Source organism: Prevotella illustrans, from assembly GCF_017426725.1.
GTDB classification, from domain to species: domain Bacteria; phylum Bacteroidota; class Bacteroidia; order Bacteroidales; family Bacteroidaceae; genus Prevotella; species Prevotella illustrans.
On the sequence record NZ_JAERMS010000028.1, the window covers coordinates 1 to 12,828 of the forward strand.

The following is a 12,828-nucleotide window of genomic DNA, read 5'->3' on the forward strand; positions in this document are numbered from 1 at the left end:
ATGTTGTTTATCAATTAATTACAAAATATATGCTTTTTAGGTGACGAAGTCAGGAGAGTCTTGGTTACGGACGTAACCGAGACTCTCCTTTTTTTGTTTCTCTTTTTTGTTTCTCCTTTTTTTGACATAAAGACATAAGGCTGATCACACTCTACCTTAGCTTTATGTCTTTATTCCGTCGCTTGCGACGCCTCATACATAAAATATGTCCTTATGTCTTTATGTCAAAAAAGAGAATGGGGAAACGATGACGTAATGGCAATTTGTCTCCACGAAAATTCTATTGAACCGGAAGTTTGATATATCGCCACCTTTTTATATATATAATATTCAGGCATGTTTATATATATAATATTCAGGCATGATGTTGTGGGTGTTATATAATTTTCTGCTATATATTGCGTTAATAGAGTATGAGATGGACCAATCGCTTTCGTTATGTCAAGGTTGTACTCATATTGGCAGCCATATTGATATCCTTTATTTCACTGGCAATCTCTCATTTTTTGGCAAAAGATTTAGCTAAAGAAGAGAAATTACGTATGGAAGTATGGGCTGAAGCCATGCGTTCGCTGAATGCTGCCGACGAGTATACGGATCTTAGTTTGGTTCTGAAAGTTATTAATGAAAACCATACGATACCTGTCGTGGTGCTCGATCAGCGTGATTCGGCCCTCATGTGGCGTAATGTGAATATATCAAGTGGTACTGAGCCTGATAGTGTCATGCTTGTTTCGGATATGGGAAAGAACTTTAAGGCTAAGGGTAACTTTATTCGAATCAATCTATCGGTAGCGGATTCTACCGTTGAAGCTACGCGTACCGATTATGTTGACGTATGTTATGGCGTGTCATCTTTGTTGCGTCGAATCACGGTATATCCGTATGTGCAGCTCGTCGTTGTCGTTGTCTTTATTCTTGTCGTTCTCTTTGCGCTCCTTGTTTTAAAAAGAGCAGAGCAAGATCGTGTGTGGGTTGGGCTTTCACGTGAGACAGCCCATCAGTTAGGAACCCCTATTTCAAGTCTGATGGCGTGGATAGAGCTCTTGAAAGAGACTGATGTGGATAATCCGATCCTTTCGGATATGGAAAATGACGTGAATCGTTTGCAGCTTGTGGCCGACCGATTTTCCAAAATAGGGTCCTTACCGGAAGTAGAGCCGTGCAGTCTGACCGAGTTGGTACAACATGTCGTCGACTATATGCGGCAACGTTCGCCTGCTCATTTAAGGTGGATCATGTCATGTCCCGCAACCGATATCGTTCTTCCACTTAATCGTCCTCTGTTTGAATGGGCTTTGGAGAACTTAGTTAAGAATGCCGTTGACGCGATGGGAGGAGCCAATGGCTGTATCACGATAGCCGTGAAAGAGACGGGCGGATGCGTGTTCGTGGATGTAATCGATACCGGTGGAGGTATTAAGAAGCAGAACCTGAAGCATGTCTTTTCACCAGGCTTTACTACGAAACAGCGTGGCTGGGGACTGGGGTTGAGCCTTACCAAACGTATTATTGAGACCTATCACCACGGTCGTATATGGGTGAGCAGGTCGGAAGAAGGAGTGGGTACGACCATCCGCGTCATGTTGAAGAAAGGCGGAGGGACAGCAAGTTTCCCCTTTCGGCATTTTTACAAGTGGGGTTCAGTAGCTCGTTGACCATTCCCCGAACCAATCATAGAGTTTTCTTAGTCCGTCGGCGATTGCCGTGGAAGGTTTATATCCGAAATCGTTTTGTAATCTGGTGGTGTCGGCAAAGGTTTGGGTGACATCCCCCGGTTGCATGTCCAGCATTTCTTTTCGTGCTTCTTTCCCCATCACTTTCTCCATCGTCTCTATGAAGTCCAGCAGCCTCACGGGGTCCGAGTTTCCTATATTGTAGACGCTATATGGAATATCCCGGTCGTCGTGCCCGTTCAGAATCCGGCACACACCCTCTACAATGTCGTCGATGTAGGTAAAGTCGCGCAGCATATTCCCGTGGTTGTAGATTTGGATTGTCTCTCCCTTGTCGATAGCTTTCATAAACTTCATCGGTGCCATGTCCGGGCGTCCCCAAGGACCGTAAACCGTGAAGAAGCGCAGGCTCACGGTCGGAATCCGATAAAGCTTGCTGTAAGCGTAGGCCATCAACTCATTGCTTTTCTTCGTGGCCGCATACAGGCTTACCGGTTGGTCCGTAGCGTCGGCTTCATGGAACGGCACGTGTGGACTCATGCCATAGATGCTGCTGGAACTGGCATAGACCAGCCGGCTTACATGATGGTTGCGGCACCCTTCCAATATGTTGAGAAAGCCCACAACGTTCGACTGTATGTAGGAGTAGGGGGCTTCGATGGAATATCTCACGCCCGCCTGTCCCGCAAGGTTGCAGACATGTGTAAAGTTCTCTTTGGCGAAGAGTTCGTCCAATCTCTCACGGTCGGTAAGATCGATCTTACCAAACCGATAGTTTGGCAGTTGTCTGCTTTGTGTCAGCAGTCCGTAGTCCGCGTCTTCCTTGGCGATTCCCGTGTCGGCCAGGCGGGCATACTTCAGTTCTTGCGAATAGTAGTCGTTGATATTGTCTATCCCCACGATGTCAGCTCCTTCTCGTGCCAGAGCCTTGACAAGGCCGTGTCCGATGAATCCCGCGGTTCCTGTAATCAATATTTTCATAATTCTTTGCTTTTCTTATAATCGTTCTTTGCTTTTCTTATAGAGGACTAAGTTGCGTGAATAGGTGAAGAAGCCCACCGACTGTCCGAGTATCAGCACGGGATCGGCTCGGAAGATTCCGTAGCTGACGATGATCGCGCATCCCACCAGGCTGATGATCCAGAATCCTTTCGGCAATATCGATTGATGGCGTCGATAGCTGTATTGCCACTGATAGATAAATCGCAGCGTGAAGATGGCCTGTCCCGCCGACCCCCATATCAGCAAGGATATGGATACAGCGTCGTTATGGAAAAAGCTGTCGATGAAAGCGGGCACGTCGTGCAGCATCAGACCGAAAGCCAGAGCCGGCATCGAGATGACGCCCACTCGCAAAGGCAGCCGCATCCTGCGCCATACGCCCTTGATGTTCAGGTTCCATATATAAATGTAATAGGAAATCAGTTGTCCGAAGATGATGGCGAAGTCATCGCGCAGCCATCCGTAGACAAAGAGCAGAATGCTGCCCACAAGACTGCATATCCAATACCAGTCGGGCGAGACCACTCGCCTGGCCCTTTCGGAAAGAATCCATTGGATGAGCATTCGAGCGGAGAAAAACCCTTGAGCAACAAATCCGATGGCATAGATGTAGAAAGCCGAAGTCTGCATGGTCTTTATCGGCAATTAAGATTATCCTCCGCGATTCTATAGCGAATGTAACGCTTCTTCATCCACCGGTAGGCGAAGCAGTCGACGAACGGCCCTTTCAATCGGTTCCACAAGTGATATTTCGACACGCCCGCGGTACGGGGATAATGTCTTACGGGCAATTCCTTGAAGTGGCCGTCTTCCAACGCCATCAGCGCGGGGAGAAAGCGGTGCATACCGTCGAAAAACGGCAGGCGTTTGGCGTATGAACTCCACATAACCTTCAGCGGACAGCCTGTGTCGGTAGCGGTGTCGCCCGTCATAGAGCGTCGAAATCCGTTGGCTATCTTTGACTGGAATCGTTTGAAGGCGGTGTCCTTGCGTTTGGCCCTGATACCGGTCACGAGCTGATAGTCCGCGGCATGTTCGAGCAGCAGGTTGAAGTCTTCCGGATTGGTTTGCAGGTCGGCGTCGATGTAGCCGGTCAGGCGGCTCTCGGCCGTGTCGATGCCGGCTTTCAGTGCCGTGCTCAGACCGTGGTTGTCGACCGACGAGATATAGTAGAAGTCCGGTTGTCGGGCGCAGATTTCTTTGATTTTGGCAAAGCTGTCATCCTTGGAACCGTCGTTGACGAACAGCACACAGGCTTTGACGATCGCTTTGGGCAGAAAGGCGGCCATTTCTTTCTCCACCCGTTTCAGGTTGTCTTCTTCGTTATAGACGGGGATGACTATTGTCAATTCATAATTCGCGGTATTGTTCATATATTTTTTTATTTTTTGTTTTTTACCAGTGTGACATAATTCAAAAACGCCTTGTTGTAATGCTTGTAGCCCTTGGGACGCTTGTTGTCATCAAAGTAGCCGTAGCTCACGGTATCTGTTTTTTCGATGAGTGCCGCCGGCAGTTCCTCCCGGGCATAGCCTTGCGTGACGATGACCATGGGAAGGCGGCTCATGACCAGCCGTTCGTCGTGGAGGTTCAGCGGCAATATCTTTCGTCCGACCTCGTAAACCAGTTCTATACGTATCGGTTGGCTGTCGCTGTGGTAGAAAGGCAAGCCCTTCAGCTCGGTTCTGTCGGCCAGCCGGTGTATGCTTCTGCCCTGCGGATTACCGAAGGCGTTGCCGACAGCCGGGAGCATAAACAGTTCGATTCCGGCAAAGACCGTTGTGACGGCGCCCACATACAGGAGCGGTTGACGACGGCGTGTGGCCCGGATGATGGCGGCTAAGGCCGACAGGGCGACAAGTGTCATCAGCGTTTCGGCCGTCCATCCGACGATACCTTTTCTAATACCGAAGTAATAGCCCAAAACCGGAATGGCGGCCACGACCGTCGCGGTCGTCCATCCGTTGATTCGCCATAGCCATTTGGCGAATCCCACCGGCTTCGTTTTCGTCATGCGGAAGTGGATGAGGATCGTGGCCACCAGCATGGAGCATGGGGCCAGCAACGGCAGCAGATAGCGTGTCTTCTTTTCCGGTATGAGCGACAGGAGAACCAGGCAGGCCACCGTCCATGTGAGCGTGAAGACGTATTCCCGCTTTAAGGTGACGCGCCGTCTCCAGTAGCCCACGGCCAGCGCGCCCGGCACGAGCACGGCCCAGACGCCCATTTCGAGGAAGAACCGCCAGTAGTAATACCACGGGCGAGTGTTGTGGTCGGCCCAACTGCTTGTCTCTTTATGAAAAACCTGACTTGCTTCGATGGGATGAAGCCCCCAAAGATAGACGTACCACCAGGCGCCGACGGCCGTCATGACGAGTATCATCAGGGCCACGCCCGCCCATTTGCCGCTCATCTTCGGCCGCAGGACAGTTGCGAGCGCCACGAGATAAGGCAGTAGCAGGGCATAGAACGCTACGGGGCCCTTGCTCAGAAACGAGAGTCCCATCAGCGCTCCCGCCAGAACGAAACGCCGCAGGCTGTGTCTGTTTTCAAAGAGCGTCCTCGTCAGGTAGTATATGGCCGCCATCATGAAAGCGTGGCAATAGATATCCCACGTGGCCGACCGCCCCATCAGAATCAGATTGTAGCAGGTGAGAAACACCATTGCCGCCGTTATCGCATAGTCGTCGCGGCGGGCGACTATGCGTGCCAGCAGCAATAGGTAGATCGTCCACAGGCATCCCATCATAGCGGCCGGAACCCGCTGGGCGGTCAGGCTATTGGGAACGATGCTTTCCACGATCCCCGAGATCCATGTAGGTAGGGGTGGCTTTTCAAGGCGGAGCTCGCCGTTCATGGTGGGCACAAGCCAGTTGCCGTCGCTCACCATCTCGCGTCCCGTCACGATGTTGCGCGACTCCATGATATCGGTGGGTAGCGCGTCGAGATTGGCGAAAAAGGTGATGAGCATGAAGAGCCCCGGCAGAAGCCAATGGCCTTTTTTTGTAAATAAAGTCATAATTCTTATTCCTTATTGCTTTTTTACCCTATAATCGTCAGGCATTTTCGGTTCTTTTTTTACTAAATTCCATGAACCTGTAATGTTTGATAATACAAACTTATGTATAAATTCTGTAAAAAGTTGGGAGAAACACCATAAATATAAGAAAGCCCCTGAAAAATAAATAGAATTTAACGGTTTTGCGAAAAATAGGTCCCCTTTGCTTATAAGGTTTTCATCCGAAAAACAAAAGTGCGCCTTTCGGGCCCCATAGAAAATTAGTGGAGGCAGGTTTACAAGCATCAATCGATATCTGCCGCACCCTGAATTATCTTTACATATACCATCAAAAAAGTGGCATTATTCTGAAAAAGAAAAGACTTGGACGAAAATAAGCGATTGTAGAGCAAGTTTATAAAGTGTTGATTATCAGTACTTTGTGCTTTTTAAGGTGTTTCTATCTCGCTTTTTCTCTCTTAATCGCTATGCTTTTAGGCCGTAATCGTGGCCCTTTCATCGGCAGAAAGCTATGCTTTAGCGGGGTAATCGCTATGCTTTGAGTCGATAAAAGCATAGCTTTGGGCATAAAAGAGCATAAAAATCGGCAAAGCGAAGGCCTTTTTCGCCATTTCGGCAGTTAGATGAAGCGTTGCGGAAGTGTTAAAATCAGGTAGTTTTTTCTGACAAAATCACGGAAGCGCTGAATCAATCATGAGGATGGGTTTACAAATGATGAAGCCGGAGACTTCATCACTTGCCGACTTGTCCCCGTTCGGGACGGGAGTTTGGGGAGCGATTAGGACAAGGGAGGAGTGCGTGAAGTCCGCGGTCAACCCGCAATCGGTGGGCGACGCCTTAAAAAAATAAGTGGCTTTATTTTGTTTATTACATAGATTTTAGTAACTTTGCAGCCCGAAACTGTATACAATTTGTTGTAAATGTGCGATTTAGAGCCTTTTAAGATTGATCTGAAAGCACTGCGAGAGGGTGAAAACCTGTTGCGGTTCGCTCTTGACGATTCCTTTTTTGAGGCCATCGAAGCTCCGGAAATTCATCAAGGCAAGTTGCGTGTGGACTTATCAGTCCGTCGTGTAGCTTCGAGCTTTGAGCTTGATTTCCATATTGAGGGCTACGTACATATACCTTGCGACAAGTGTCTGGATGATATGGAGCAACCCATATTGACCGACAATCGTCTTGTCGTCAAATTTGGAGAAGAAACCACAGAGGATGATGAACTGGTTGTCGTGTCCGAAGACGAAGGCGTCTTGGACGTGTCATGGTTCATCTATGAATTTATAAGTCTCAATATTCCTATCAAGCATGTGCATGCACCCGGAAATTGCAACCCCGCTATGGTGAAGATGCTCGAAGAATATACGGCTACCCGAAGCAGTGAGGAAGAAGAGACCGTGGATCCACGCTGGGAAGCCCTCCGAAAATTGAAGAATAAAGAAAAAGAATAAGTTTAAAAAATTAAAGAATTATGGCACATCCTAAAAGAAGACAGTCGAAGACTCGTACACTCAAGAGAAGAACTCACGATAAGGCAGTAGCTCCTACATTGGCCGTTTGCCCTAACTGTGGCGCTTACTATGTATATCATACGGTTTGCTCAACTTGCGGTTATTACAGAGGCAAGGTTGCCGTTGTTAAGGAAACAGCTGAATAATGGGAAAAATTAACGCTATCATCACAGGTGTCGCCGGTTATGTTCCCGACTATGTTCTCAATAATGAGGAACTGTCGAGAATGGTCGATACCAATGATGAATGGATCGTTACCCGTACAGGAATCAAGGAGCGCCGCATTCTGACCGAAGAAGGTCTGGGTACTTCTTACATGGCCCGCAAGGCCGCCAAACTTCTGATGAAGAAGACAGGCGCGGATCCGGATAGTATCGACGCGCTCATTGTAGCTACCACCACGCCCGACTATGTTCATCCGTCCACCGCTTCGATCGTGTTGGGCCGACTTGGACTGAAAAACGCGTTCGCGTTTGACTTCGCGGCCGCGTGCTGTGGCTTTATGTATGCCTTCGATGTGGCCTGCAATATGGTTCAGAGCGGACGCCATAAGCGTGTTATCGTGATAGGAGCCGACAAGATGTCATCGATTACTGATTATCAGGATCGGGCCACCTGTCCGCTTTTCGGCGACGGAGCCGGAGCCGTCATGGTGGAAGGTACGGAAGAAGAAAACGTCGGACTGATTGATTCCATTCATCGCACTGATGGCAAAGGGCTTCCTTTCCTGCATGTCAAGGCCGGAGGTTCCGTATTTCCGGCTTCTCACTATTCGGTAGACCACCGCATGCACTTCACCTATCAGGAGGGACGGACGGTGTTTCGTTATGCCGTGACGGCCATGGGAGATGACTGTGCCGAACTGCTGAAACGCAACAACCTGACGGTAGACGACGTAAACTATGTGGTTCCCCATCAGGCCAACCTGCGTATCATCGAGGCCGTAGCCAAGCGTATCGGCGTTCCGATGGAGCGGGTTTTTGTCAATATTCAACGCTACGGCAATACGAGCGCGGCCTGTATGCCTCTCGTTCTTTGGGATTTTGAGAAAGACCTGAAGAAAGGTGACAGCCTGTTGTTCACCGCTTTCGGCGCGGGGTTCGTCAACGGAGCCAGCTACTATCGCTGGGCTTATAACGGTGCCGATATGGCAGGAATCAAGTAAACGATTTTATAAGATAACAAGAAAACGCATCTTTCTTATTCTTGATAAGACGATGCGTTTTTTGTTTCAATTCAAGTATTATGCACAAGGCAGGTTTCGTAAATATCGTAGGGAATCCCAATGTGGGCAAGAGCACGCTGATGAACCAACTCGTCGGCGAGCGTATCAGTATCGCCACGTTTAAGGCACAGACCACCCGTCATCGTATCATGGGTATCGTGAACACGGACGACATGCAGATCGTATTCTCCGACACGCCCGGCGTCTTGAAACCCAATTACAAGATGCAGGAAATGATGTTGGCTTTCTCGGAGTCGGCCCTGGCTGACGCCGATATACTGCTCTACGTGACCGACGTTGTGGAAAACGCGGAGAAGAACTTAGACTTTCTGGAGAAAGTGCGCAAGATGACGATTCCCGTGCTGCTGCTCATCAATAAGATTGACGAGAGCAACCAGAAGGAATTGGGCCGTATCGTCACCAAATGGCACGAGCTGCTGCCCAACGCGGAAATCCTTCCTATCTCGGCCAAGAACAAATTTGGCACCGACCTGCTGATGAAGCGCATTCGAGAACTCCTGCCCGAGTCGCCGGCCTACTTCGACAAGGAGCAACTGACCGACAAGCCTGCCAAGTTCTTCGTGTCGGAAATCATCCGTGAGAAGATATTGCGCTATTACGACAAGGAGATACCCTATTCGGTAGAGGTTGTCGTAGAGCGCTTCAAGGAAGACGAGAAGAAAATCCACATCAATGCCGTCATCTACGTGGAGCGCGATTCGCAGAAGGGAATCGTCATCGGCCATCAGGGCGTGGCTTTGAAGAAGGTGAGCACCGAAGCCCGTAAGGCTCTGGAGAGGTTTTTCGACAAGACCATCTTTCTCGAGGTTTTCGTAAAGGTGGATAAAGACTGGCGTTCCTCGCAGCGGGAACTGGCCAACTTCGGTTATCGTCCGGAGTAAAACAACACGTAATTGATTTGGCCCTGAATAGAAAGAGGGCACACTCTCCGTCAATGGGAGGGCCGAAGAATGTATAACTTCAGAAATTAAACAACACTATGGCAAATTTAGTTGCAATCGTTGGCCGTCCCAATGTGGGTAAGTCAACGCTTTTTAATCGGTTGACACAATCTCGTCGCGCTATCGTCAGCGACACGGCCGGCACCACCCGCGACCGCCAGTATGGCAAGTGCCAGTGGAACGGCCGTGAGTTTTCCGTTGTCGACACCGGCGGATGGGTCGTTAAGTCGGACGACATCTTCGAAGACGCCATTCGCAGACAGGTACTTGTGGCTACTGAAGAGGCCGACCTCGTGCTTTTCTTGGTAGACGTTGAAACCGGCCTTACCGACTGGGACGAGGACGTGGCGCTCATCCTGCGTCGCGCCAAGCTGCCCGTTGTTCTTGTGGCCAATAAGGTTGACAACAGTGCCAACTATTATGAGGCTGCCGAGTTTTATAAGCTGGGACTGGGCGAGCCTGTTTGTGTCAGCGCGGCCACAGGCGGCGGCACGGGCGAGTTGCTCGATCTGGTGCTTGACAAGCTGCCTGCCGAGAATAAGGAGGAAATCGAAGAGGAAATTCCCCGTTTCGCGGTCGTAGGGCGCCCTAATGTCGGCAAGAGCAGCATTATCAACGCTTTCATTGGAGAAGACCGCAATATCGTGACCGAGATAGCCGGCACCACCCGTGACAGTATTTATACCCGTTACGATAAGTTCGGCTTCGACTTCTACTTAGTCGACACCGCCGGCATTCGTCGTAAGAACAAGGTGACGGAAGACCTGGAGTTCTACAGCGTCATGCGTTCTATCCGTGCCATCGAAAACAGTGACGTATGTATTCTGATGATCGACGCCATCCGTGGTATCGAGACGCAGGACATGAACATCTTCCAGCTCATACAGAAGAACAACAAGAGCTTAGTGGTAGTAGTCAACAAGTGGGACTTGGTGGAGGAGAAGTCGCAGAAGGCCATCGATATGTTTAAGGAGGCCATCCGTAGCCGCATGGCTCCCTTTGTCGACTTCCCCATCATCTTCGCGTCGGCCATGACCAAGCAGCGCATCTTCAAGGTGCTTGAAACAGCCAAGGAAGTCTATCTGAACCGCAAGGCCCGCGTGGGAACATCCAAGCTCAACGAGGTGATGCTTCCTATTATCGAGGCCTATCCGCCCCCAAGCGTCAAGGGTAAGTACATCAAAATCAAGTATTGCACGCAGTTACCCAACACGCAGATTCCCTCTTTCGTGTTCTACGCTAACCTGCCGCAGTACGTGAAAGAGAACTATCGCCGTTTTCTCGAAAACAAGATACGTGAGAATTGGAGCATGCACGGTTGCCCCATCAATATTTTTATTCGACAAAAGTAGAAACAAATACAAGTGTGGACGGACCGATATCATCCCGACGACATCGGTCCGTCCACCTTATTTTATGATGAGAAAGTTGTTCTATATTGTTTGCGGCATACTGACCGTGGCATTCACGTCGTGCCGGAAGGAAATCGATCCTGCCGATATAGCCGCGCAGACGGCCCGGCAATACTACGATTATCTGATACACGGCAACTACGAGGCCTATGTAGAGGGGCTGGATAAGCCTGATCGTATTCCGGACGACTACAAGAAGCAGCTTCTGCTCAACGCCCGGATGTTCATGGAACAGCAGCAAAAGGAACATCACGGTATTCATCGGGTGAGCGTCGCCAATGCCGATGCCGACACCGCACGCAAGGTGGCCCGGGTATTCCTGCTCCTTTCGTATGGCGACAGCACCCGTGAACAGGTCTATGTGCCGATGGTCATGCGCGACGGCATTTGGTATCTGCGCTGAGGTCGCGATTCTGTTATTGATTTCTTTCCTCTTCCATTTCCACCTCTTTCACCTTGCGGAACAAGTCGCTTGCGAAGACGAGATCATTGAGCTTTTTGTTTGTACTGCTTATCACGTCGTCCTTGGTGCCCTGCCATTCCTTGCGTCCTTTATAGATAAAGCAGATGTTTTCGCCAATGCCCATGACGGAATTCATGTCATGGGTGTTGATGATGGTTGTCATGTTAAATTCTTTGGTAATACCTGAGAGTAGTTCATCGATGACGAGTGAAGTCTTCGGGTCGAGTCCCGAGTTGGGCTCGTCGCAGAAAAGATACTTGGGGTTGAGTACGATGGCACGGGCGATGGCCACACGTTTCTGCATGCCTCCTGATATCTCACCGGGATATTTATTGCCCGCGTCGACCAGATTGACACGGGCCAGACAGTCTTCCGCACGCTTCACCCTTTCATTGTAGTTCATATTAGAGAACATGTCGAGCGGAAACATCACGTTCTCCAATACCGACAAGGAGTCGAAGAGCGCGGCACCCTGAAAGATCATTCCCATTTCACGACGCATGTGGACTTTCTCCTTCTTGCTCATCGTGACGAAATTTCGCCCGTCATAGAGCACGTCACCGCTTGTAGGCTCGAGCAGTCCTACCAGGTTTTTCATCAGTACGGTTTTGCCCGAACCGCTCTGTCCGATAATCAGATTGGTCTTGCCCGTTTCAAAAACCGCGTCTATCTTGTTGAGAACGATCTTGTCCTCAAATGATTTTGTGAGTTGTCTTACTTCTATCATTTTCTTGAAGAGCTGAGGAGCTTAGCTTAACATCTGCGTTAAAAATACGTCGGAAAAGAGAATAAGGACGCTGGAGCATACCACAGCGTCTGTGCTGGCTTCGCCTACTTCTACCGAACCGCCTTCCACGGTATAGCCGAAATAAGATGATACGCTGGCTATGATGAAGGCAAAGAACAGACTCTTGATGATACTCATCCATACAAACCATTCATTGAAAGCGTGGTGCATACCCAGTGTCAGGTCTTCGGCCGATGTGATATGACCGATATAAGCGGTTCCATAAGCTCCGACGATGCCCATGGCCGAACTGAAGATGACAAGAAACGGCATGATGGTGACCAATCCCAGTATCTTGGGCAGGATAAGATAAGAAGCGGAGTTGACACCCATGATGTCGAGCGCGTCGATTTGCTGGGTGACGCGCATGGTTCCCAGTTCCGAGGCGATGTTGCTGCCAACCTTTCCTGCCAAGATCAGACACATGATGGAACTGGAAAACTCGAGCAGCATGATCTCACGCGTGGTATAACCTGATACCCACCGGGGCATCCATGGACTCTGAATGTTGACCTTCATCTGAATGCAGATAACGGCCCCAATGAAAAACGAAATCAGTAACACGATGCCGATGGAGTCGACACCGAGTTGCGACATCTCTTTAATATAGCGCTTGAAGAACATTCTCATTCGCTCCGGCCGGGAAAAAGAACGCCCCATGAGGATAAGATAATTACCAAAGGTGGTAAGCCATTTTATTAATAACATGTTGTAACAACTGACTGATATGTGCAAAAGTAACCAAATTCTATAGAAAAACTGCAAAACGGCAGT

Annotated in this window: 13 protein-coding genes; 7 read left to right on the forward strand and 6 right to left on the reverse strand. The window is 49.5% G+C overall.

What is annotated here, in order from left to right; genetic code table 11:
• The first annotated feature begins 413 nt into the window (after window positions 1-413).
• Window positions 414-1,658: a sensor histidine kinase gene (locus JHU38_RS08605; protein WP_107582119.1), complete on the forward strand. Its 1,245-nt coding sequence runs from the start codon at window positions 414-416 to the stop codon at window positions 1,656-1,658.
• Here the strand turns inward: JHU38_RS08605 and JHU38_RS08610 are convergent.
• The 4 genes from JHU38_RS08610 to JHU38_RS08625 are packed head-to-tail and all read right to left on the reverse strand — an operon-like array spanning window position 1,644 to window position 5,697.
• Window positions 1,644-2,657 carry an NAD-dependent epimerase/dehydratase family protein gene (locus tag JHU38_RS08610; protein WP_107582120.1) on the reverse strand — a complete coding sequence of 338 codons (1,014 nt, stop codon included), beginning with the start codon at window positions 2,655-2,657 and terminating at the stop codon, window positions 1,644-1,646. The two genes, JHU38_RS08605 and JHU38_RS08610, sit on opposite strands and share 15 nt — an antisense overlap.
• Before the next feature lie 15 nt (window positions 2,658-2,672).
• Window positions 2,673-3,308, reverse strand: a complete 636-nt coding sequence (locus JHU38_RS08615; protein WP_107582121.1) for a lipid-A-disaccharide synthase N-terminal domain-containing protein — start codon at window positions 3,306-3,308, stop codon at window positions 2,673-2,675.
• A 5-nt stretch (window positions 3,309-3,313) separates the two neighbouring features.
• The gene (locus tag JHU38_RS08620; RefSeq protein WP_107582122.1) at window positions 3,314-4,051 is read right to left on the reverse strand and encodes a glycosyltransferase family 2 protein; all 738 of its coding nucleotides are present in this window, start codon (window positions 4,049-4,051) and stop codon (window positions 3,314-3,316) included.
• Between the two features lie 8 nt (window positions 4,052-4,059).
• Window positions 4,060-5,697 carry an ArnT family glycosyltransferase gene (locus JHU38_RS08625; protein WP_107582123.1) on the reverse strand — a complete coding sequence of 546 codons (1,638 nt, stop codon included), beginning with the start codon at window positions 5,695-5,697 and terminating at the stop codon, window positions 4,060-4,062.
• A gap of 920 nt (window positions 5,698-6,617) precedes the next feature.
• Here JHU38_RS08625 and JHU38_RS08630 point away from each other — a divergent pair.
• From JHU38_RS08630 to JHU38_RS08655, 6 genes are all read left to right on the forward strand, one after another.
• Window positions 6,618-7,145 (forward strand): YceD family protein, encoded by a 528-nt coding sequence (locus tag JHU38_RS08630; protein WP_107582125.1) that lies wholly within the window; start codon window positions 6,618-6,620, stop codon window positions 7,143-7,145.
• Between the two features lie 20 nt (window positions 7,146-7,165).
• Window positions 7,166-7,351, forward strand: a complete 186-nt coding sequence (gene rpmF, locus JHU38_RS08635) for a 50S ribosomal protein L32 (RefSeq protein ID WP_022309808.1) — start codon at window positions 7,166-7,168, stop codon at window positions 7,349-7,351.
• Window positions 7,351-8,370: a beta-ketoacyl-ACP synthase III gene (locus JHU38_RS08640; protein WP_107582126.1), complete on the forward strand. Its 1,020-nt coding sequence runs from the start codon at window positions 7,351-7,353 to the stop codon at window positions 8,368-8,370. Before rpmF ends, JHU38_RS08640 begins: the two co-directional genes overlap by 1 nt.
• 80 nt (window positions 8,371-8,450) lie before the next feature.
• The gene (era, locus tag JHU38_RS08645) at window positions 8,451-9,332 is read left to right on the forward strand and encodes a GTPase Era (RefSeq protein WP_107582127.1); all 882 of its coding nucleotides are present in this window, start codon (window positions 8,451-8,453) and stop codon (window positions 9,330-9,332) included.
• A gap of 98 nt (window positions 9,333-9,430) precedes the next feature.
• On the forward strand, window positions 9,431-10,744 hold the full coding sequence (gene der / locus JHU38_RS08650) for a ribosome biogenesis GTPase Der (protein ID WP_107582128.1): 1,314 nt from the start codon (window positions 9,431-9,433) through the stop codon (window positions 10,742-10,744).
• A 64-nt stretch (window positions 10,745-10,808) separates the two neighbouring features.
• Window positions 10,809-11,207, forward strand: coding sequence for a hypothetical protein (locus JHU38_RS08655; protein WP_232369903.1), 399 nt, complete (start codon window positions 10,809-10,811; stop codon window positions 11,205-11,207).
• Window positions 11,208-11,220: 13 nt separating this feature from the next.
• Here JHU38_RS08655 and JHU38_RS08660 read toward each other — a convergent pair whose 3' ends face one another.
• Together JHU38_RS08660 and JHU38_RS08665 are read right to left on the reverse strand one after the other, a co-directional pair.
• Window positions 11,221-11,994 carry an ABC transporter ATP-binding protein gene (locus JHU38_RS08660; protein WP_107582130.1) on the reverse strand — a complete coding sequence of 258 codons (774 nt, stop codon included), beginning with the start codon at window positions 11,992-11,994 and terminating at the stop codon, window positions 11,221-11,223.
• 21 nt (window positions 11,995-12,015) lie between these two features.
• Entirely contained in the window at window positions 12,016-12,762 is a 747-nt protein-coding gene (locus JHU38_RS08665; RefSeq protein WP_107582131.1) for an MlaE family ABC transporter permease, read from the reverse strand.
• Between the last annotated feature and the right edge of the window lie 66 nt (window positions 12,763-12,828).